We start from the raw sequence: 21,983 nt of genomic DNA, 5'->3' as shown, positions 1-21,983 counted from the left end.
TCAGCCTCCGGTCACCGGTGGGAAGAAGGCCACCTCATCGCCGTCCTCAAGCGGTTCGTCGAGCCTGCACAGCTCTTCGTTGCGCGCACACATGAGGTTCTGCTCGGCCAGCAGTGCATAGTGCCCGCCCTTGGCTACCAAGGTCTGGCGCACATCGTCGAGCACCGCGAATTCACCGTCGAGGCGTTCACCATCGAGCCCGAGTAGTTCGCGGTAGCGCGCGAAATACAGCACCTTGATCTTCATCAGCCCTGCACCTTGTAGTGGCCGCTCTTGCCGCCCGTCTTCTCCAGCAGGCGCACCTGTTCGATGACCATGCCCTTGTCCACCGCCTTGCACATGTCGTAGAGAGTCAACGCGGCAACGCTGGCGGCGGTCAGCGCTTCCATCTCCACGCCAGTCTGCCCGGCCAGCTTGCAGCGCGCGGTGATATGCACCGTCTGCTCATCTTCGGCGACCAGCTCGACCTTGACGCTGGTGAGCATCAGCGGGTGACACAGCGGGATCAGGTCGCTGGTCTTCTTCGCCGCCTGGATGCCGGCGATACGCGCCACGGCGAACACATCGCCCTTGGGGTGTTGGCCATCGACGATCATACGCAGCGTGCTGGGCAACATGCGCACACGCGCCTCGGCGATCGCCTCGCGGGCGGTCACGGCCTTTTCGGTGACGTCGACCATGTTGGCGCGCCCCTGGGAATCAAGATGGGTCAGCACTGCTTTGCTCCTGGGAAGGGAGCCTGAAGTTTAAACCCGCCGGTCAAGTTCCCGCATAAAAATATTGCCGCCAGGCTGGGCCGGCACAGCGACACATAAAATGCAAAAATATAATTTCAAACTAACAATAAAATTACTATTTTCGATAATTAGCTTATTCTAAAAAAACACTTCCAAAGATTTTTTTATAGGATTAAGTTCGCTTAACCAGCCGGTCCCACCTGCCGTCCCTTCCCTCGAACACGCTTTTCAGCTGCACCCTCGCCACGGGCCAGTGCCAGGCTTAATGAATGAGTTCTGACATGCCAGCAACCGCCTCTTCGATACATCGCCACACACTCACCCTGTCACTGCTACTCGCAGCCATCCCCACCGCCAGCCACGCCGCGAGCGAAGACACCCAGCTCGGCACGGTCACGGTGATTTCCACCGGCGTGCGCGGCCAGGAGCGCACACTGGCCGACAGCCCGGCGCCGATTGACGTGATCAACAGCGAACAACTGCTCAAGACCGGGCGCGCCGAGCTGTCTGAGGCGATTTCCAAACTGCTGCCGTCGTTCAACTTCGGCACCAACATCGCCGGCTACAACTCGGTGACCCGGCCCTTGAGCAACCGCAGCCTGGGTCCTGCCTACACCCTGGTGCTGGTCAACGGCAAACGCCGCCACAATGGCGCCACCGGCCAACGCGGGTCGATCGACAACAGTGGCGCCAATGCCGTGGATATCGACCTGATACCGGTCAGCGCGGTCGACCATATCGAAGTGCTCAAGGACAGCGCCGCCGCGCAGTATGGGTCCGATGCCGTGGCCGGGGTGATCAACATCATCCTCAAGTCCAGCAGCGCCGGCGGGCATGTCGAGAGCAGCTACGGCAAGCTGTTCTCCGGCCAGGGCGAAACCCTCAAGCTGGCAGGCGACCAAGGCTTCAGCCTCGGCGAGGGCGGTTTCCTGCATCTATCGGCCGATGCCCGCAAACGCGGCAACGCCTCGTGGAACGACAAGGCCGACGGCAGCGTACGGGCCTTCCAGGACCCCGCCAAGGAAGCGGCCTGGAACCGCGAGGCCATCAAGAACGGCGACCCCGACCTCAAGGCGTTCAACGTCGCCTACAACGCCGAGCTGCCGCTGGACGACCTGACCCTGTACTCGTTCTCCACCTATGGCGAGCGTGATGCCGAGGCGGCCAACTATTTCCGCCTGCCTACCGGCAGGGCAGCAGTCCCCGAGGTGTTTCCCGACGGCTACTATCCGCTGAACAACATCAAGGACCGGGACTACCAGTTCCTGTTCGGCGCCAAGGGCCTGGCAGCAGAGTGGAACTGGGACCTGAGCACCACCTACGGGCGCAACAACGTCCACCACTCCAGCGACCTGAACATCAACCCCTCGCTGGGCACTGCCTCGCCCACCCGCTTCGACAACCTGGCCACGTTCCGCTTCGAACAGTGGGTAAACAACCTGGACATCACTCGCCACTACGACAGCCTGTTCGACCTCACCTCGCCGGTACAGGTGTCGGCAGGCCTGGAGCATCGCTGGGAGCGCTTCAGCACCTTCGCTGGCGACCCAGCGGCCTACCTGACCGGCACCTACCCTGCCGCCTCCGGCGCGCAGGCGGCGGTGACCATCCGCCCGGAGGATGAAGTCAGCCTGATCCGCAACAACTATGCGGGCTACCTGGACCTGGGCTTCGACCTTACCGAACGCTGGTTCCTCGATGTTGCCGGGCGCGTGGAACACTACGATGACGACTCGGGCAATACCTTCGGCCTCAAAGTCAACTCGCGCTACGAACTGACCGACACGGTGGCTGTACGCGGTACCGTCGGCACAGGCTTTCGCGCCCCCTCGCTGACCCAGATCGGCTACACCGTGGCAGACAACCGAGTCGCCACTGACGTCAACGGCAACGTGGTGCCTGCGGTCACCCGCCTGACCCCCTCCGGCAGCGCACTGGCCAAGGCGCTGGGCGGCGATGACCTCAAGCCCGAAAAATCCCGCAACCTGGGCCTGGGCCTGACCTGGCAACCGGCGCCACGTACCAGCATCACCGCCGACGCTTACCTGATCGACATCGATGACCGCATCGCCCTGACCACCAATATCTACGACCAGGGCAACGGCGTCATCAATGCCATCCTTGCCGCCCAGGGCGTGGCGCCGGGGACCTGGGTCAACTACTACACCAATGCCTTCGATACCCGCACCCGTGGCCTGGACATCGTCGCCGACCACACCACCGCGCTCGGTGCCTGGGGCGATGTGCGCTGGAACCTGGCGTTCAACTGGAACAAGACCACCATCGAAGGCACCCGCGACACCCCAGCCGCACTGGCCAACTCCGGGGTGAACGTGGTGGGTCGAGACCGTGAAGGCGACTTGACCGAAGCCTCGCCCAAGACCAAGTGGATCATCGGCGCCAACTGGAAGATCGCCGACCTCGCCGTCAACCTGCAAACCACCCGCTATGGCGCGGTCAAGACCCTGGCCGTCAATCCCAGCGGCGACCGCAGCTTTGGCGCGAAATGGATCACCGACCTGGATGTGAGCTACACCTTCGGCGAGCACCTGACCGTCAGCCTGGGCGGCACCAACATCTTCAACGAGCGCCCGGACGATCATGCGGTGTACAGCGCCCTGGGCCTGGCGCCTTATGGCAACCCGCCCTTCTACCCAGGTGGGGGCTATTGGTACACCAAGCTTGCGTATGACTTCTGAGCAAACAGGGGCCGCGTTGCGGCCCCAGTTGGCTCAGGCCAGGCCGGGCGGGAACCGTCCGGCCTGGAAGGTCTACAGGTGCGACTCGGCGTACTCGGCCAGGACCGAGCGCGGCACACCCTGTAGGGTAATGTGCACGCCGTGGGGGAAGTCCTTGAAGCGCTCGGTCAGGTAGGTCAGGCCCGAGCTGGTCGCGGACAGGTAGGGGGTGTCGATCTGCGCCAGGTTGCCCAGACAGACCACTTTCGAGCCGGATCCTGCACGGGTGATGATGGTCTTCATCTGGTGAGGCGTGAGGTTCTGGCACTCGTCGATCAGGATCAGGCTCTGCTGGAAGCTACGTCCACGGATGTAGTTCAACGACTTGAACTGTAGTGGCACCCGTTCGAGGATGTACTCGACACTGCCGTGGGTGCTCTCGTCATCCATATGCAGCGCTTCGAGGTTATCGGTGATAGCGCCCAGCCAAGGCTCCATCTTCTCAGCCTCCGTGCCCGGCAGGAAGCCGATCTCCTGGTCCAGCCCCTGCACGCTACGAGTGGCGATGATACGGCGGTAACGCTTGCTGACCATGGTCTGCTCGATGGCCGCAGCCAGCGCCAGGATGGTCTTGCCGGAACCGGCGGCGCCGGTCAGGTTGACCAGGTGGATATCCGGGTCGAGCAAGGCGAACAGCGCCAGGCTCTGGTGGATATCACGCGGCTTGAGGCCCCAGGCCTCCTGGTGCAGCAGCGGCTCCTGGTGCAGGTCGAGCAGCAGCAGTTCGTTCTCGCGTACGCCCTTGATCCAGCCAACGAAGCCTTGTTCGTCGATGATGAACTCGTTGATGTGCACCGCCGGCAGGCTCTCGAGCAACTGCACGCGATGCCAGGTACGACCCCGTTCCTGGCGGGTGTCGACCTTGCTGACGCGGTCCCAGAACGAACCGCTGACCGAGTGGTAGCCCTTGGACAGCAAGGACACGTCGTCGACCAACTGGTCGGTGCTGTAGTCCTCGGCAGCGATCCCGCAGGCGCGCGCCTTCAGGCGCATGTTGATGTCCTTGGTGACCAGGATCACGTCCAGGTCGGCACGCTTGGCGCGCAAGTCCAGCAGCTGGTTGATGATGATGTTGTCGGCGAGGTTTTCCGGGAGCAGGCGATTGGGCTCGTTGCGCGTGCTCATGAGAATGGACAGGAAACCCTTGGGCCCGCTCTTGCCACGCTGGATCGGCACGCCCTGCTCGACATCGCTGGGCGACGCATCACCGAGGGTCTGGTCGATCAGGCGGATGGCCTGGCGGCAGTCGGCGGCGATGGTGTGTTTACCGGTCTTGAGCTTGTCGAGTTCCTCCAGCACCGTCATCGGGATGGCGACGTGGTGCTCCTCGAAGTTGAGCAAGGCGTTAGGGTCGTGAATCAGGACGTTGGTATCGAGCACATACAGGATTGGCTGGGTGGAGGAAGGGTTGCGTCCTTGGTCATCCATACTCGGTCACCTTATGTGATAGCGACACGGCGCGAACTGCTGCACCGCAGAGTGACCGCCGTTCTCCCCGTATCCGCGTCGTTACGGGCGGGGAGCGCACCTGACAGGAGGGCCTGGATGACGCCACCTGTCTGCAGGATTCGGCTGTCTGACTCCTTGATACCGCAAAAAGCATGACCGAAAAAAGTCTTTTTACGCATTGGTGAAGTTTATTTTTCGGAATGACGAACAGGGCTTGGCGCGGGCGCCGGGCAGGAATAAAGTCAGAGGTCAGGCGATGGCGATGCGTATTTTCCAAATCCGATTACCAGGCCCTTGCGTGTGATGCACGTGAAGTGACCGAGGCTCGACACCCGCCGCCCGCGCTACTCCCGCTCCCCGTACGCCTTGCACTCCTCCCAGCCGATCCCGCTCTGCGCCGTGTGCTGCAACAGCCATTGCAGCGCAGGCTGCGCCTTGGGCAGGCCATCACGGAACTGGATCACCCCCTTGCGCCACAGCAGCATCAAAGTCAGCACCCGCTGCGCCGACGCCTGCGCGCTCAGCGGCCCGTCATCCTGTGCATCGATATCCCACAGCGACACACGCAGATCCTGGCTGGCCATGAACGCCTCGCCATCCGCGCGGCGTTGGCCATAGGGTGGGCGGAACAGCGGCACGTACTGTTCAGGCAGCTCGGCCTGCACCTGGGCCTGGCTGCGCCGCAGCGAATCCTGCCAGCCCTGCCACTGGGCATGCGAACGGTACTCCCAGCCCTGGATGCCTACGCAGTGCTCGGCATACAACTGCGTCACGGGCCCTGTATCGCGGCGTTGCTGCAAGCGCTTGCCGAGCACGAAGAAAATGCCGTCGAGCTTCTGCCGACGCAGGTAGTCAGTCAGCACGTCGGTGCTACCCCCCTCGGCGCTCGGCCCGCCCACGAACGTCAGCAGGAACATGCGGTCGTTGAGCGCTTCACCATTGCGCTCGCGGCTGGAGAGCTTTTCCACCTCGCTGCTGGTCTGCGGGAACACCGCCGCCTTGCGCAGTTGCTCGTTCAAATAGCGCACATGGAACTGATGGCTGGGTTCGACCCAACCTGTATAGAACGTGCCGACATCGCTGGCGAACGTAGCCGATTGCGTGCGCAGGTCGGCCATCGACGTTACTGGATAGCAGAACGATGCATCCTGCTCGCAACTGCGCTGGGCCTGCTGGTAGCTGGTCCACAAGCGCTGCCACATGCGCGCGCGCAGCGCGCGGATCACCGTCAGGTTGACCTGCTTCAAGCCGAGCCGGGTGGCCAGCGCCTGTTCGTCGAGCATCTCGCTTTCGTGCAATACCCGCGCGAACGACAGGATCTCGGCCCGCGAGGCCACGTCGAACAACGCCGGGCTGTCGAGCTTTTCCGGCCACAGCTCGCGGTCGAAGCTGACGAAGTCCGCCGGGGCGGCCTGCGCGCCGACGCTGAGCAGCCCGGCCAGCAAGGCAATAGCGATACGCACGATGAACGATCTCCCTGAGAGGCATGGCGCGCACTATAGCGCGCCACTGCTTGATGGTCCGTGACTATCGTCGGCATAGTTTGGCGTTGCTCGGCCAGCCCCGTAGAATCGCCCTTACGATTACAGGAGCCGAACCGATGCTGACGGTGATTTCCCCCGCCAAGACCCTCGACTACGACACCCCGCCAGTCACCCAACGCCACACCCTGCCGCAATACCTGGACGATTCCCAGGCACTGATCGCGCAGCTGCGCGAGCTGTCGCCGGCGCAGATCGCCGAACTCATGCACCTGTCCGACAAGCTCGCCGGCCTGAATGCCGCGCGCTTTGGCAGCTGGACCCCGGACTTCACCCCGGCCAACGCCAAGCAGGCGTTGCTGGCGTTCAAGGGGGACGTGTACACCGGGCTCGATGCCCAGACCCTGAGCGAAGACGACTTCAGCTACGCCCAGGACCACCTGCGCATGCTCTCGGGCCTGTATGGCCTGCTGCGCCCGCTGGACCTGATGCAGCCTTACCGCCTGGAAATGGGCACCAAGCTGGCCAACGCCCGTGGCAAGGACTTGTACGCGTTCTGGGGCACGCGCATCAGCGAATGGCTGAACCAGGCGCTGGCCGAACAAGGTGACGATGTGCTGCTGAACCTGGCCAGCAACGAATACTTCAGTGCCGTGAAAAAGAACGTATTGAAGGCCCGGGTGATCGACGTCGACTTCAAGGACCTGAAGAACGGCCAGTACAAGATCATCAGCTTCTACGCCAAGAAGGCGCGCGGCATGATGAGCCGCTTCGTGATCGAGCAACGCATTAACGATCCCGAGCAGCTCAAGGGCTTCGACGTGCAGGGCTACTACTACAGCGCCGAGCAGTCCAAGCCGGATCATCTGGTGTTCCTGCGCGACCACCCGGCCGAGTGACCTGCCCTGGGGCGGATTCACTGCCCCTCCGGCAACAGCACTTCACCCGCCGTCAGCCCGCTGACCTCGACGCCCTGCGCGACGCTTTGCCCCAGTTGCACGGGCACCGGCCTCGGCGCCTCGCCGGGGTGCGCACGAAACAGCACGTAGGCGCCACCGGCTGCGTCGCTGCGCAGCACCTGGGCGGGCAAGGCGATGCCCTGTTCGTTGCGATACAGCAGCACGCTCACCTGCGCACTCATGCCCGGTCGAACGCCCTGCGCCGACAAGTCGGGCTGCGCCGGTAGCGTCACCAGCAGGTCGAACCATGCGCCCTGCCCTTCATCCTCGCGGGCCTGTAGCCCGAGGGACGCTACCTGGCCCGGCAACACCTGGCCGGCAAACCCTTCACCTGTGACCTGTACCGACATCCCTTCATGCAGCAGGCCCAAGTCGCCCTCCTGCACCGTAGCAGCCACTTGCAAGCGCTCAAGTTCCACCAACGCCAACAGCGGCATGCCCTGACTGAGCAACTGCCCCGCCTGCGCCAACTGCCCCGGTTGCTGGCCGTCGCCGACGGGCCTTGCCACCAGGCTGGCAAACGGCGCCACCAGCGTCGCGCGAGCGCGCAAGGCAAGCAGTGCAGCGTGGCGAGCCTGGGCGTTGGCCAGCTCCATTTCAGCGATCTGCAAGGCCTCACCTTGCCCGCGCGCGCGGGTCAGGCGCAGTTCATCGTCGGCGCTGGCCAGCTCCTGGGCTTGGGCACTGACCTGCTGCTCCAGGTTTTCCACCTCCAAGCGTGCGACGATGCCTTGCTCGTACAGCCTGCGCGTGGCCGCCAGGGTCGCCTGGTTGGCGCTCAAGGTGCGCCGCGCGGCCACCTGCGCACGCAGCGCCCGGGTGACCTCCGGGCCGGACGCCCAGGCCTGCAAGCTGCGTACCGCGCTACGCGCCTTGAGCCGCTCGGCCTCGGCCTGGCGCAGTTGGATGTCAAGTTGCGCGGTATCGAGCACCGCCAGCGTCTGCCCGGCCTGCACCCGCTCCCCCACCTGCACCGGCAACGCTTGCACCACGCCCTCGAACGGCGCCGCGACGGTAACCCGCTGCGCCGCCTCGATACGCCCGACCAACCCCAGCCGCCGCTCGAGCAGTTGCGGGGCGACCGGCAACCAACGCTGCTCCACCTGCCCCTGGCGTGGCGCAGGCCATGCCCACCACAAGCACAGCCCGGCCAACAGCACCAGCATCACGGCGACGATCCGGTATCTAGTCATCGAGCGTCACATCCCAGCTGTCCAACGTGGTGCCCAGCGTGAGGTCGAGGTCGGCCTGGGCGTCAAGATACGCAATCAACGCTTCAAGCCGTGCGTTCTGCGCATTGCGTAAGTCGCTTTCGAAGCTCAGCACCTGGAAATTACTCGACCTGCCGCTCTCCAGCTTTTGCTGCTCGATCTGCAACTTGCGCTGCGACAACGCTTCGGCACGCCTGGCAATCTCCAGCTGGCGCCAGCGCACCTGAAGGCTGCGCAGCGCATCGAGCACCTGGCGTTGCAGTTCCTGGCGCGCGGCATCGAGCTGCAACTGCTGACGGGCCTGGTTGACCTCGGCGCGCACCAGCTCCTGGCGGCGGGTCAAATCACCAATCGGGATGACCAGCTCTAGCCCCAGGTAGTGCTCCCAGGCCTTTTGCTCGCCGGGGCGCTCGCGCGACTGGCTGGTACCGGCCACCAGCGCCAGGTCCCAGCGCTGCGCATCGCGGGCCAGGTGCAGGTCGAGTGCGGCCTGCTGCCCGGCGATCAACTGCATCAGGTAGGCCGGTTGCAACGCCTCGGCCCGGGCCTGGGCCTGCTGCGGATCGATGTGTACCGGTTGCGCCTGCGTCGCCTCGGTGGCGCGCAGCGGCGTGCCCAGGTCCAGGGCCAGTGCCTGCAACAGCGCCAGGCGGCTGGCTTGCAGTTGGTTGCGGCTGTCTTCCAGGGCCAGTTCCTGGCTGGCCACCTCGGCCTCGGTCTGCACGATATCGAAAGCGGCCATGCGTCCGGCCTCGATCATCGCGCGGTTGACCTCCAGCAAGCGGTTCGAACGCCCCAAGGCGTCGCTGGCAATGCGCAACTGTTCCTGGGCACGCAACAACTGGCGGTACAACGCGATGACGCCGGTAATGGTCCGCGCCACGCTGTCCTTGAGCGCAAGGCGGTTGCCTTGTTCGGCCAATTGCGCCTGGCGCAAGGGGGCCTCGGCAACCTGGGGGCCAGCGCCACGCAGCAGGGGCTGAATGAGCGTGAGGTTGGCGCCATCGCGATAGCGCGGACCGAGACGGTCGGCGCGATGCTGGCCGTACGCCCAGTCCAGGCTCAGGCGCGTGCCATAGCGCGTCAGCAGGCTGGCGGTAGGCGCAACTTCTGCGTCGCGATAGCGGTCCTGATGGTTACGATTGGCCAGGTAACGCGCCTTGAGTGCCAACTGCGGGGCGAAGCGGTCACGGGCGACTTTCAGGTCGAACTTCTGCGCGATGCGTTCGAGGTAATCGCTGCGAATCGTACGATTGTCACGCAACGCCAGGGCGATGGCATCGTCCAGGCCAAGCGCCACCTCCTCGCCCTGCGCCCTGGCATGGGCAAGCGCCGATACCGGGCCGGCCTGTCCCGGCGGCTCTTGAGCCAGCACCGCGACCGACACCCACAACAGCCACAGGCAGCCGCGCCGCTCAATCATCACGCAGCGCCGCCACCGGTTGCAGGCGCGCCGCCGCCAACGCGGGCTGCAAACCGAAGAACACACCGATGGCCAGCGCGCTGCCGACGCCCAACGGCAGCGCTTGCGGGTCACTCACAAAGCGCCAACCCGATCCATGCGCGAAGCCCCACGCCGCCAGCACCCCAAGCAGCGCGCCGAGCACCGCGCCCAGCAACGCCAGGCAAATCGCCTCCAGCAGAAACAGCCAGGCGATATCCACAGGCCGTGCGCCCAATGCCATGCGCACGCCAATTTCGCGGCGGCGCTCGGCAACGCTCATCAGCATCACGTTCATCACACCGACACCGCCCACCAGCAAGGCGATAGCGCCCAACCCGGCCAACAGCCAGGTGAATACCTGCGACTGGCGCGCCATGCCCTCGAGCAATTGGCGCGGCAACAACATTTCGACCTGCATCGACTCAAGCCCCGCGCGCAACGCCTGCTCCAACGCGGCAGCGGCGGCCTGTACCTGGGTCGCGTCTTGCGCCAAGGCAATCACCACGCTGGGCTGGGCCTGTGCGACCAGGCGGCGCAGGCCAGGCAAGGGCATCAGCAGCGCATCGTCCACCGCCACCGGCAGCATCGGGTTGTAACCACGGGGCGCCAGGCGCCCCACCACCTCGAACACGTAGCGACCCAGCCGCAAGTGATCGCCGACCTGCGCGCCGAGGCGCGTCGCCAGATCCGCCCCGAGCACGACGTAAGTGCTGCCATCGTCATGCGCCGACAGCAGACGCCCGTCGGCCACCTCGAACCCCAGTACCTCGGCCAACGCCGGTGTGCTCCCCGCCACCATCACCGACGCGTCCTGCCCGCGCAGGCGGGCGTCGGCCACGCTCATCGCCAGCGGCGCGGCGATGCGTATATACGGCACGCGGTCCAGTGCCGGCATCGCCTGCGCAGACCGGGTGCCGGCCTCGGCCGGGATCAGGTTGGCGACCATCAACTCGCTACCCATGCCCTGGAACAACTGCCTGGCGTGGGCCGCCGCGCTGTGGCCAACGTTGAGCAGCGCCACTACCGCCGCACAACCGACGGCGATGCCGAGCAGCGCCAACCAGGCCCGGCGCCCGGACAGGCGCAAGCTGGCCAGGCTCTCGCCGATCCGTCGCGACCAGCTCGGGCCGTAGCGCTCAGGCCGCATGCAGCTCACGCACCCGCCCATCGCGCACCTCGAGGCGACGGGCCATCTGCTGCGCCATGCACGGGTCGTGGGTGACCATCAGCAAGGTGACGCCGCGCTCACGGTTGAGCGCCTTGAGCAGGCACAAGATATCGTTGGCGGTTTCGCCGTCGAGGTTGCCGGTAGGCTCGTCGGCCAGCAGCAGGCGCGGTTCGGTCACCAAGGCGCGGGCAATCGCCACCCGTTGGCGCTGCCCGCCAGACAGCTGCGCCGGTCGATGCGCCAGCCGCGCCTGCAAACCCACCGCCTGCAATTGCAGACGCGCCGCCGCCTGCGCCTGGAGCAGCCCGATGCCGCGATAGCACAGCGGCAGGGCCACGTTGTCCAGCGCCGTCAGGCGTGGCAGCAGGTTGAAGCTCTGGAACACGAAGCCCAGCAAGCGATTACGCAAGATCGCCCGCTGCGCAGCCGAGGCCGAGGTCGTGTCGTGCCCGTCGAGGACCACGCGCCCAGCGCAGGGTTGGTCCAGCAGGCCAATGAGATTGAGCAACGTGCTCTTGCCCGAGCCGGAAGGGCCGACGATCGCGCAACTTTGCCCGGCAGGGATGACCAGCGAGATATCCTCGAGCACGGCCTGATCGCCCAGGTAACGGCTGACGCCCTCCAGGGTGACGCTGTCGGCCATCAGTTAGGAGCCTTGCCGGGGTGATCGGCGACAGGATCGGGTTGTTCAGGGGTGACCGGGGGCTCAGCGGGTTTCCATTCGTTGGCGAGCATGTCGATCAGGGAGGTGTTGAAGGTGGGCCAGTCAATTTCCTGTGCTTCCATCTGCATCATGATGCTGGTTTCATAACCCGCCAGTAACTGAGCTTCCTCGATAGCTGGCAGAGCTTTGTAGTACGAGAGAATTTCCTTTAACCCCTCGTCATTTCGGCCGGTCAATTGGCGCTCAACTTCCATTTTTTGAGTAATGTAGACCGACCATTTTTCGTAGCGTCCGCTAAGTTCCGTCGCTGCGGCGTGCCGTTCGTTGACAGTAAATTCACCACCTTCGTCATAGGTGATAAAAGTCAGCTGCTCGTGGGTCAGGTCGGCGAATGGGTTCTTTGCTTTTCCATTCGCAAAGTCTGTCGCCTGTTGCGCACGCGCCAACAACTCAGGGTCATCGGTATTCGGCCGGTAGTTGTCATAAGACAATTTATTGAATACGTAACTGCTGCCGAAAACCTTATCCAGAATTTTTTTCGCCAACACTGAAAGCTCATCTCGAGTGAGGTTTTGATCACGTTCAGCGGCACGCTGCGCAGCTGCACTCAGCTGCTGCGAGAGCGCTGAAAGTTTTAACTCGTCTGCACTCTCCTCAGGGCGAGGTTTCTCTGCCTGTGCCGACTCCAACACCTCGGCACTCCGACGCACTACAGTTGCGCCCTGTACATGGCTTTGCGTTGCTGTGTTCAGATTGATACCGCTCATTCGTTCACACTCCTGCCACACCGGCGTCTGAAGCCGTTATTTATCCAGCACGTGCTCAGGCTGGCCGTTTTTCTCTTTGATATCAGTAGGCTGGGGGCCGAAGAGGTCTTTTTCCGCGCCCCATTCATTGGCGAGCATATCGATCAAGGAGGTGTTGAATTCAGGCCACTCGACCTCATGCATGGCAAGCTGCATCTTGATATTGGCTTCGTAATTTCCGTACTGCGCCACTTCGATACGCGGGAGCGAGTTATAAAAATCAAGAATTTCATGCAGACCTTGGTCGTTGCGCCCTGTTTGCCGGTACTCAGCGCCCATTTTGTCGATGATGTATCTCGCCCATTCATTGTGCTGATCGGTTCGTTCGGCGCGCGCCGCCCTGCGCTCATTAATGGTAAATGCGCCGCTTTCGTCATAAATGATCAAGCTTAGCTGCTCACGGCTTAACCCTTTGAAGGGGTTGTCCCCTCGACCTGTTGCAAAGGCATTGGCCTGGCGCGCACGCTCAAGCAACTCGGGGTCATCCGTATCCGGCAAGAAGTTATCGAAAAAGTCCTTCGCGAGCAGATAAGCATCCCCTCCAATCTTATCGAGAACCTTCGACGCAAAATCCGCCAGTTCCTTGCGCGATAGCGAAGCATCCCTGGCCGCAGCGCGCTCCGCAGCAGCAGCCAATTGCTTGGCGAAGCTCGAAAGTTCAACCTCCGGCTGCGCACTTTCATCAAGTTCTTTGCTCTCAACCACGGCGCTGCTTTCTGGCGATCGCCTAACACCGGAAACGGAAGAAAATTGACTGCGCACATTAATATTTCCGATGTTTTCCAAAACCGAACCTCCTTGAAAGCAGAGTATGTAATGACTGCACTTCGCCACTCAGCAGCGAAGTGCAGGAGGTGCTACTTCAATACGGCGTATTACTTCATAGTGAACTCAACAGCCCACGAGCGATCAGCGTTGGTCCGGGTGATGTTCGCGGTACACGTTGCGCCGCCACTGGGCGTGGCGGTTTTGGTCCACTGCGGTTGAGTGATACCGCCGGGCAGCATTCGCATCTGGAAAGTCGTACCGAAAGCGCAGGTTTTACTGCCGATGGTGTAGCGCACCATTGCAGCGTTTACATCAGGACTGATTACCCGTTGAACCTTTGCATAGGTCATCGCGCCAGCATCCACTTTTTGATCCGGCTTTGGGTCTGCAATCTGATACGTACTGCTTTCGTTGGATGTCACCATTTTCAGGTTGGCTGGCTGACTCCCCAGGTTCTTGAACGTCACCTCCACCAACGGTCCAGCCTGAACCGCCCCAGCTACCAGCAGCGAAACCGCTGCAAAAACACTCTTCACGCTTGTCTTCATTTTTTGACTCTCATGATTGTCCCTGTTCATGGATCGAGACACCCGGCACCAAACCCAATCCGCCCACTTCGCTCCCTCTCCCTGGACGAACCTGCCCGGCCTCTCAAACGGCTCGCTGGCATTCGGCGCGAGCCCGTTCGCATCCGGCGCCCCGTATGGGTGCACATCGCCCCCCATCCCGAACCCCGAACGCCACCAAAATAGCCAATTTTCAGGCGTCAAAAAACAAACATTGCGTTCCTTATAGCCAGCCGCCATAAGACCGTTCGTACGTTTTTTGACGAATTTTGAAAAATTTTTTCACATGATGGCGCGAAGCCATCTCGGCAGGGTTTTGCCCTTTATATACGGGGGTGAAACTAAGCAGTGCCATCAAAGTGAAAGTATTTCTCACTGAAAAAATATTTAGAAATCTTTCATGTGTGCGCAACCCAGTTCGGAACTTCTGCCTGGGCGCATCGCTCATAGCACCCGTAACGAGTTTCAAGCGTGCAACGTGAGAGATGACTTACAGATGACAAACGGCCGGTATCCACGACCGGTCCAGAAACTCAGGCAGGCACAACGGGACCCCCCGAAGACCGTGCCAAACAAGGAGAAACGCGCCCCTTACTAATCGTCCTAGTGGTTGATTTCAAAAGGTTTTTTACGTTTGAAAGAACAAGCACAGCAGGTCGCCAAGTGCCTCCTGCAATAAAGACGGCTGCATAATAGGGCACGCCTTTTTAATACTGGCCTTTAACTGCCAACTTAGAGTGCATAACGTTTTGCGCTCCAGATTTATTCATGCCTGCGCTCGGTGAAGTGTGTGTTCGCACTGGCACCGTGCGCCCGAAAACTGCTGGTCAATCAACCCGGTCGGCTCTTGCGAGCAAGGGCTGGCGTGATTAAACACACGAGGTGAATGCGATGCGAATCAGCATCTTTGGTTTGGGTTATGTGGGTGCAGTCTGTGCAGGTTGCCTGTCGGCACGTGGCCATGACGTGATCGGTGTGGATGTGTCGCGCACCAAGATCGACCTGATCAACCAGGGCAAGTCGCCCATCGTCGAACCCGGCCTGGAAGCACTGCTGCAACAAGGCCTGGCCAACGGCCGCCTGCGCGGCACCACCGACTTCGCCGAAGCCATCCGCGCCAGCGACGTCTCGATGATCTGCGTCGGCACCCCGAGCAAGAAGAACGGCGACCTGGGCCTGGAGTACATCGAATCGGTGTGCCGCGAAATCGGCTACGTGCTGCGCGACGCCACCCGCCGCCACACCATCGTGGTACGCAGCACCGTGCTGCCAGGCACCGTGAAGAACGTGGTCATCCCAATCCTGGAAGATTGCTCGGGCAAGAAGGCCGGCGTCGACTTCGGCGTGGCGGTGAACCCTGAGTTCCTGCGTGAAAGCACCGCGATCAAGGACTACGACCACCCGCCAATGACTGTCATCGGCGAGCTGGACAGCGCCAGCGGCGACGTACTGCAAAGCCTCTACGAAGAACTCGACGCTCCGGTGATCCGCAAGCCGATCGAAGTCGCCGAGATGATCAAGTACACCTGCAACGTGTGGCACGCCACCAAAGTCACCTTCGCCAACGAGATCGGCAACATCGCCAAGGCGGTCGGCGTCGATGGCCGCGACGTGATGGACGTGGTCTGCCAGGACAAGGTGCTGAACCTGTCGCAGTACTACATGCGCCCTGGCTTTGCCTTCGGCGGCTCGTGCCTGCCCAAGGACGTGCGCGCTCTCACCTACCGCGCCGCCAGCCTCGACGTGAAAGCGCCGCTGCTCGACTCGCTGATGCGCAGCAACGAGTCCCAGGTGCAGAACGCCTTCGACATCATCGAAAGCCACGACAAACGCAAGGTCGCGCTGCTCGGCCTGTCGTTCAAGGCCGGCACCGACGATTTGCGCGAAAGCCCGCTGGTCGAGCTGGCCGAGCGCCTGATCGGCAAAGGCTACGAGCTGAACATCTACGACCAGAACGTGGAATACGCCCGCGTGCATGGCGCCAACAAGGAGTACATCGAGTCGAAGATCCCGCACGTCTCGTCCTTGCTCAACGCCGACTTCGAACAGGTCGTGGGCGACGCCGACATCATCGTGCTCGGCAACCGTGACGAGAAATTCCGTGCCCTCGCCCAGCAGGCGCCGGCCGGCAAGCAAGTGATCGACCTGGTCGGCTTCATGACCAAGCCGACCTGCACCACCAGCCGTACCGAAGGCATCTGCTGGTAACCCCGGTCGGGCGGCGCGTCCCTCCCCAGCGCGCCGCCCTCCCTACCCTGAATTCTCGACGGATGCCGAACATGCAAAGGTTCCAGACCCTGCTGCTGCAGTGCGCCGGGTGGCTGCTCTACATGAGCCTGCTCATGCTGATCGCCCTGGCTCTGCCCAGCGATATCTTCGACTCGCAGTCCAAGCACTTCATCTTCCTGGTCGGCGCTGTCGGCATCTGGCGCTACTCCATGGGCGCCACGCATTTCATCCGCGGCATGATCTTCCTGTACATCGTCTACCCCTACCTGCGCCGCAAGGTACAGAAGCTGGGCAAGGACGCCGATCCGTCACACGTGTTCCTGATGGTCACCAGTTTTCGGATCGACGCCTTGACCACCGCGCAGGTATACAGCTCGGTGATCCGCGAGGCGATCAACTGCGGCTACCCGACCACCGTGGTCTGCTCGCTGGTGGAGATGAGCGACGAACTGCTGATCAAAAGCCTGTGGGCCAAGTACAACCCGCCCGAGCACGTCACCCTGGACTTCGTACGCATCGCCGGCACCGGCAAGCGCGACGGCCTGGCCTACGGATTCCGCGCCATCTCGCGGATGATGCCGGACGATAACGCGGTTGCAGCGGTGATCGACGGCGACACCGTGCTGGAGCCGGGCGTGGTACGCAAGACCGTGCCGTGGTTCAAGCTCTACCCCAACGTCGGTGGCCTGACCACCAACGAATTCTGCGAAGTGCGCGGCGGCTACATCATGAGCGAGTGGCACAAGCTGCGCTTCGCCCAGCGCCACATCAACATGTGCTCGATGGCCCTGTCCAAGCGCGTGCTGACCATGACCGGGCGCATGTCGATGTTCCGCGCCACCGTGGTGACCAACCCCGAGTTCATCGCCGACGTCGAAAGCGACTCGCTGATGCACTGGCGCCTGGGCCGCTTCAAGTTCCTCACCGGCGACGACAAGTCCAGCTGGTTCAGCCTGATGCGCCTGGGCTACGACACCTTCTACGTGCCAGACGCGGCCATCAATACCGTAGAGCACCCGCCGGAGAAGAGCTTCATCAAGGCCAGTCGCAAGCTCATGTACCGCTGGTACGGCAACAACCTGCGGCAGAACTCCCGCGCCCTGGGCCTGGGCCTCAAGCGCCTGGGGCTGTTCACCAGCATCGTGCTGCTCGACCAGCGCGTGTCGATGTGGACCAGCCTGCTGGGGCTGACCGTGGCGGTGATCGCCAGCTTCAAGTTCGGCCTGCAGTTCTTGCTGGTGTACCTGCTGTGGATCGGCATCACCCGCCTGATCCTCACAGTCATGTTGCTGTGCTCGGGCCACAACATAGGCCCAGCCTACCCGCTGATTCTCTATTACAACCAGATCGTCGGCGCGCTGATGAAGATCTACGTGTTCTTCCGTCTCGACAAGCAGTCCTGGACCCGCCAGCCAACTGCCCTCAAGCGTGACCTCGCCAGCTTTCAACAATGGTTCAACACCTGGTCCTCGCGGACCATGACCTTCTCGGCCGCGAGCATCTTCGTCGCCGTGCTGTTCATGGTCGTGTGAGCCACCCCGGATCGGATAACAGGAACGAAATCGCCATGAATACCGCCGTGAACGTCAATGTCGTGCATGAGTCCGAAGCGCAGCGTCAGCACGCCCGGGTCCGTATCCCCGCCAAGCTGCGCTACCGCGACGCGAATAACGAGGCGCAAGAAGTAAAGGTCGACGACCTGTCCGCTGGCGGCCTGTCGTTCCACGCCAAGAGCGCCCTGCCGGTGGACCACGTGATGCGCGGTCGCTTGCAGTTCGTGGTGGACAACCTGGGCCTGTCGATGGACGTGGAGTTCCTGGTGCGTACCAGCAACCCACAAACCGGCCGTACCGGTGCCGAGTTCCAGAACCTCGAACCGCGCGACATCGCCACCTTGCGCCACATCATCACCACCCACCTGTCCGGTGAGCTGATCAGCGTGGGCGATGTGCTCAGCACCCTGCAACGCGACAACTTCACCAAGGCGCGCAAGCAGCGCGATTCCGGTTCGGGCCTGTCGGCGTTCGGCCGTCTGCGGGCGGTCACCGTGACTGCTGGGGTGTTCGCCCTGGGCCTGGTCGCCTTCGGGTTCGTCGCCAAATCGCTGTACGGCCTGTACTTCGTCAGCCACGCCGAAGCCGGCGTGGTAGCGGTGCCGACCACCCAAGTCACCATGCCCCGTGACGGCAGCGTGCAGAGCCTGGTGGAAAGCGGCGCGAGCGTGGCCAAAGGCGCACCGCTGGCCACCTTCAACACCAGCATGCTCGACCTGCTCAAAGGCCACCTGGACGATTCGCAGCTCGAGCCTGCGAAAGTCGAGGAACTGTTCGGCAAGCAACTCTCCGGCACCCTCACCAGCCCGTGCGATTGCGTGGTGTCGCGCCAACTGGTGGATGACGGCCAGTACGCCAGCAAAGGCCAGCCGGTGTTCGCCCTGGTGCCTCGCACCACCACCCCGACCATCGAGGCACGGTTCAGCTATCGCCAGTTCGACGAAGTCAAGCCAGGTACTCGGGTCAACTTCCAGATCGCCGGCGACGACGAAGTGCGCAGCGGCCACATCGTCGGCAGCCAGAGCCTGGACACTGAAAACCTGGCGTCCGACATCCGCGTGCAGATCAAGCCTGACGAAGGCCTGCCAGCCGAACTCGCCGGTCGCCCGGTTTCGGTCAACAGCGACCGTGGCCCTTCGCTGAACTGGCTGATCGACAAGGCCGTGGCCCGCGGGCTGTAAGAGGACCGATCGATGAAACCTTTCAACCGTGTTCCTGCTGTGGGGGCAGTGTCGCCTGGATCGCGGCACAAGACCGCGCCTGCCCTTATCGACTCGGTCCCTGTAGGAGCGGCCTTGGGCCTCGATCGAGCGCGCAGCGCTCGCCCGATGACATGGTGCGCCCTGGCCGCCGCCATCACCCTGGCCGGCTGCGCCGGCTTGCCCGACCAGCGCCTGGCCAATGAAGCGCTCAAGCGTGGCGATACCGCCACCGCCGAGCGCAACTACAAGGCCCTGGCCGACCTGGGCTACAGCGACGCGCAAGTGGGCCTGGCCGATATCAAGGTCGCCACCCGCGACCCGGCCAAGCTCAAGGAAGCCGAAGCCACCTACCGCGCCGCCGCCGCCACCTCACCGCGAGCCCAGGCACGCCTTGGGCGCCTGCTGGTGGCCAAGCCTGACAGCACCCAGGCCGAGCGCGAGGAAGCCGAAACCCTGCTCAAGCTGGCCGCCCAGCGTGGCGAGGGCAATACCTTGATCCCGCTGGCAATGCTCTACCTGCAATATCCGCAGAGCTTCCCCAACGTCAATGCCCAGCAGCAGATCGACCAGTGGCGCGCCGCCGGCAATCCCGAGGCAGGCCTGGCCCAGGTGCTGCTGTACCGCACGCAAGGCACCTACGACCAGAACCTGGCCGAGGTGGAGAGGATCTGCAAGGCAGCGCTCACCAGCACCGACATCTGCTACGTCGAGCTTGCCACCGTCTACCAGAAGCGCGCCCAGCCCGACCAGCAGGCCGCCCTGCTCGCCCAGCTCAAGTCGGCCTATGCACGAGGCACCGTACCGGCCAGCCGGGTCGACAGCGTCGCCCGCGTCCTGGCCGACCGCAGCCTTGGCCAGACCGACGAAAAAACCGCCAAGGACCTGCTCGAGCAGGTGGCCCCGGCCAACCCGGCGTCCTGGGTCAGCCTGGCGCAGTTGCTCTACGACTTCCCCGAGCTGGGTGACACCGACCAGCTGATGGCCTACATCGACAAAGGCCGCGAGGCCCAACAGCCACGCGCCGAGCTACTGCTGGGGCGGCTGTACTACGAAGGCCGCAGCGTGCCTGCCGACGCCGCCAAGGCCGAGCAGCACCTGCAAGCCGCCGCCCAGGCTGGCGAAGTGAGCGCCGATTACTACCTCGGCCAGCTCTACCGGCGTGGCTACCTGGGCAACGTCGAGCCGCAGAAAGCCGTCGACCACCTGCTGGCCGCTGCCCGTGGCGGGCAGAACAGCGCCGACTATGCGCTGGCCCAGCTGTTCAGCGAAGGCCACGGGATTCGCCCGATGCCCACCAACGCCTGGGTGTTCGCCCAGTTGTCGCAGACCAACCCGACGCCGCAGTCGACCGAGCTTGCCCAGCAGCTCGACCAGCAACTGACGCCTGAGCAACGCAACCAGGCCCAGCAGTTGCTGATGCAGGAACAGAAAGCCCGCGTGAGCCTGTTCCAGGGCGCCAACAGCACCCTGGCCCTGGAAGCCCTGCAAGACGATGAAACAGCGGTAGATGCCGAGGACTCGCTATGACGCTCAACCCCTTCGTGAAGGCCGGCATCGGCCTGAGTTTCGCCTTGTTGTGGTCGCTGCCGACCCTGGCTGCTGAAACCGCAGCGAAGAACTTCGGCCTGGAAGTGAAGATCACTGGCCAGTCCGAGGACGACCGTGACCTGGGCACCCGCTCCGGCGGCGACGTCAATGGCCTGGGCCTGGACCTGCGCCCGTGGGTGTACGGCGAGCGCGGCAACTGGAGCGCCTATGCCATGGGCCAGGCGGTCGCCGCCAGCGACATCATCGAGACCGACACCCTGCGCCAGAACGACGACGGCACCACCACCGACAGCGGCGACGACAGCCGCAAGCCGGACAAGAGCTACCTGGCCATGCGCGAGTTCTGGATCGGCTACAGCGGTCTGACCGCCTACCCCGGCGAGCAACTGCGCCTGGGCCGCCAGCGGCTGCGCAGCGACGATGGCATGTGGCGCGACACCAACATCGAGGCGCTCAACTGGACCTTCGACACCACACTGCTCAAGGCCGACCTGGGCGTGGCCCAGCGCTTTAGCGAGTACCGTACCGACCTCACCGAGCTGGCCCCGGAAGACAAGGACCGCACCCACCTCTACGGCAACGTCGCCGCGCAGTGGACTCCCGGCCACTGGGTCGGCCTGCGCGCACACCACACGCATGACAGCGGCAGCCTCAAGTCCCCTGGGGAAACCGTCGACGCCCTGGACAAGACGCGCACCGGCGACCTCACCTGGCTGGGCCTGGAGGCCAACAGCGACGCCTACAACTGGCGCAACGACCACACCGTCAACTACTGGGGCAGCGTGACCTGGCTGACCGGTGATCGCGACCGCCTCAGCACCACCCAGGTCGGCAACGACCAGGTGGCCACCGGCAAGCAGAGCGGCGACGTCAACGCCTGGGCCACCGACCTGGGTCTGCGCCTGCGCCTGAATCCCAATTGGCAGGTCGGTGCAGCCTATGCCCGAGGCAGCGGTGGTGGCGGCGACGACGGCTCGAACAACTTCGAGCAGACCGGCCTTGAAAGCAACCGCTCCAACTTCACCGGCACCCGCTCACGCGTGCACCGCTTCGGCGAGGCTTTCCGTGGCGAGCTGGGCAACTTGCAGGCAGCCACCCTGTTCGCCAGCTGGCAGTTGCGCGAGGACTACGACGCCAGCTTCATCTACCACAAGTTCTGGCGTGTCGACGGCAAGCAGAACATCGGCTCCAGCGGCATCAACGCAGTGGTCGACGACGGCGGCGTGAACCGTCCGCTGATCCAGGGCGAAAAAGACCTGGGCCAGGAAATGGACGTGGTCGTCACCAAGTACTTCAAGCAAGGCCTGTTGCCGGCTTCGCTGAGCCAGTCGATCGACGAGCCGTCCGCGCTGGTGCGCCTGCGCGCCGGTGTGTTCAAGCCCGGCGATGCCTATGGCAAAGAGGCCGACTCGTACATGCACCGCGCCTTCGTCGACGTGATCTGGCGCTTCTGAAGCCGG

General features: G+C 63.3%; 18 protein-coding genes. 7 read left to right on the top strand and 11 right to left on the bottom strand.

All coding sequences use genetic code 11. From position 1 onward, the window contains the following. Positions 1-246 carry a molybdopterin converting factor subunit 1 gene (moaD, locus tag FEM01_RS12885; RefSeq protein ID WP_138219865.1) on the bottom strand — a complete coding sequence of 82 codons (246 nt, stop codon included), beginning with the start codon at positions 244-246 and terminating at the stop codon, positions 1-3. Continuing rightward, a complete protein-coding gene (gene moaC / locus FEM01_RS12880; protein WP_138219863.1) occupies positions 246-716 on the bottom strand; it encodes a cyclic pyranopterin monophosphate synthase MoaC in 471 nt (156 codons plus the stop codon). The genes moaD and moaC overlap by 1 nt, the downstream gene beginning before the upstream one ends. Positions 717-1,018: 302 nt before the next feature. Here moaC and FEM01_RS12875 point away from each other — a divergent pair, with 302 nt between their 5' ends. Next, on the top strand, positions 1,019-3,436 hold the full coding sequence (locus FEM01_RS12875) for a TonB-dependent receptor plug domain-containing protein (RefSeq protein WP_240791752.1): 2,418 nt from the start codon (positions 1,019-1,021) through the stop codon (positions 3,434-3,436). Positions 3,437-3,508: 72 nt separating this feature from the next. On the opposite strand, the gene FEM01_RS12870 is transcribed toward FEM01_RS12875, so the two are convergent. Both FEM01_RS12870 and FEM01_RS12865 read right to left on the bottom strand, forming a co-directional pair. After that, positions 3,509-4,903, bottom strand: coding sequence for a PhoH family protein (locus tag FEM01_RS12870; RefSeq protein ID WP_138219860.1), 1,395 nt, complete (start codon positions 4,901-4,903; stop codon positions 3,509-3,511). A 365-nt stretch (positions 4,904-5,268) separates the two neighbouring features. Further along, on the bottom strand, positions 5,269-6,387 hold the full coding sequence (locus FEM01_RS12865; RefSeq protein ID WP_138219858.1) for a polysaccharide deacetylase family protein: 1,119 nt from the start codon (positions 6,385-6,387) through the stop codon (positions 5,269-5,271). Positions 6,388-6,524: 137 nt separating this feature from the next. Here FEM01_RS12865 and yaaA point away from each other — a divergent pair, with 137 nt between their 5' ends. Beyond that, the gene (gene yaaA / locus FEM01_RS12860) at positions 6,525-7,304 is read left to right on the top strand and encodes a peroxide stress protein YaaA (protein ID WP_138219856.1); all 780 of its coding nucleotides are present in this window, start codon (positions 6,525-6,527) and stop codon (positions 7,302-7,304) included. 17 nt (positions 7,305-7,321) lie between these two features. On the opposite strand, the gene FEM01_RS12855 is transcribed toward yaaA, so the two are convergent. From FEM01_RS12855 to FEM01_RS12825, 7 genes are all read right to left on the bottom strand, one after another. Next, positions 7,322-8,557, bottom strand: coding sequence for an efflux RND transporter periplasmic adaptor subunit (locus tag FEM01_RS12855; protein ID WP_138219854.1), 1,236 nt, complete (start codon positions 8,555-8,557; stop codon positions 7,322-7,324). Further along, entirely contained in the window at positions 8,550-9,998 is a 1,449-nt protein-coding gene (locus FEM01_RS12850) for a TolC family protein (protein WP_138219852.1), read from the bottom strand. The genes FEM01_RS12855 and FEM01_RS12850 overlap by 8 nt, the downstream gene beginning before the upstream one ends. Then, positions 9,991-11,166, bottom strand: coding sequence for an ABC transporter permease (locus FEM01_RS12845; protein WP_138219850.1), 1,176 nt, complete (start codon positions 11,164-11,166; stop codon positions 9,991-9,993). The genes FEM01_RS12850 and FEM01_RS12845 overlap by 8 nt, the downstream gene beginning before the upstream one ends. Then, positions 11,156-11,830, bottom strand: coding sequence for an ABC transporter ATP-binding protein (locus FEM01_RS12840; protein ID WP_138219848.1), 675 nt, complete (start codon positions 11,828-11,830; stop codon positions 11,156-11,158). The genes FEM01_RS12845 and FEM01_RS12840 overlap by 11 nt, the downstream gene beginning before the upstream one ends. Further along, on the bottom strand, positions 11,830-12,618 hold the full coding sequence (locus FEM01_RS12835; protein ID WP_138219846.1) for a hypothetical protein: 789 nt from the start codon (positions 12,616-12,618) through the stop codon (positions 11,830-11,832). Before FEM01_RS12835 ends, FEM01_RS12840 begins: the two co-directional genes overlap by 1 nt. A gap of 36 nt (positions 12,619-12,654) precedes the next feature. After that, entirely contained in the window at positions 12,655-13,443 is a 789-nt protein-coding gene (locus tag FEM01_RS12830; protein ID WP_138219845.1) for a hypothetical protein, read from the bottom strand. Between the two features lie 89 nt (positions 13,444-13,532). Then, complete coding sequence (locus FEM01_RS12825) at positions 13,533-14,003, bottom strand: hypothetical protein (RefSeq protein WP_240791751.1); 471 nt, start codon at positions 14,001-14,003, stop codon at positions 13,533-13,535. Between the two features lie 879 nt (positions 14,004-14,882). On the opposite strand from FEM01_RS12825, the gene FEM01_RS12820 reads away from it, so the two are divergent. The 5 genes from FEM01_RS12820 to FEM01_RS12800 all read left to right on the top strand — a co-directional run bounded on the left by FEM01_RS12820 (position 14,883) and on the right by FEM01_RS12800 (position 21,977). Next, the gene (locus FEM01_RS12820; protein ID WP_138219843.1) at positions 14,883-16,199 is read left to right on the top strand and encodes a nucleotide sugar dehydrogenase; all 1,317 of its coding nucleotides are present in this window, start codon (positions 14,883-14,885) and stop codon (positions 16,197-16,199) included. Positions 16,200-16,270: 71 nt separating this feature from the next. After that, positions 16,271-17,752 (top strand): glycosyltransferase family 2 protein, encoded by a 1,482-nt coding sequence (locus tag FEM01_RS12815; RefSeq protein WP_416781447.1) that lies wholly within the window; start codon positions 16,271-16,273, stop codon positions 17,750-17,752. A gap of 35 nt (positions 17,753-17,787) precedes the next feature. After that, positions 17,788-18,954 carry an alginate biosynthesis protein Alg44 gene (locus FEM01_RS12810; protein ID WP_138219840.1) on the top strand — a complete coding sequence of 389 codons (1,167 nt, stop codon included), beginning with the start codon at positions 17,788-17,790 and terminating at the stop codon, positions 18,952-18,954. A gap of 147 nt (positions 18,955-19,101) precedes the next feature. Continuing rightward, a complete protein-coding gene (gene algK, locus FEM01_RS12805; protein WP_138220042.1) occupies positions 19,102-20,502 on the top strand; it encodes an alginate biosynthesis TPR repeat lipoprotein AlgK in 1,401 nt (466 codons plus the stop codon). After that, positions 20,499-21,977, top strand: coding sequence for an alginate export family protein (locus FEM01_RS12800; protein ID WP_138219838.1), 1,479 nt, complete (start codon positions 20,499-20,501; stop codon positions 21,975-21,977). Before algK ends, FEM01_RS12800 begins: the two co-directional genes overlap by 4 nt. Positions 21,978-21,983: the final 6 nt, after the last annotated feature.

Source organism: Pseudomonas mosselii, assembly GCF_005796105.1.
Taxonomy (GTDB): Bacteria; Pseudomonadota; Gammaproteobacteria; order Pseudomonadales; family Pseudomonadaceae; genus Aquipseudomonas; species Aquipseudomonas mosselii_C.
The sequence above is the reverse complement of the archived record's forward strand: the minus strand, read 5'-3'. Positions and strand labels throughout refer to the sequence as shown.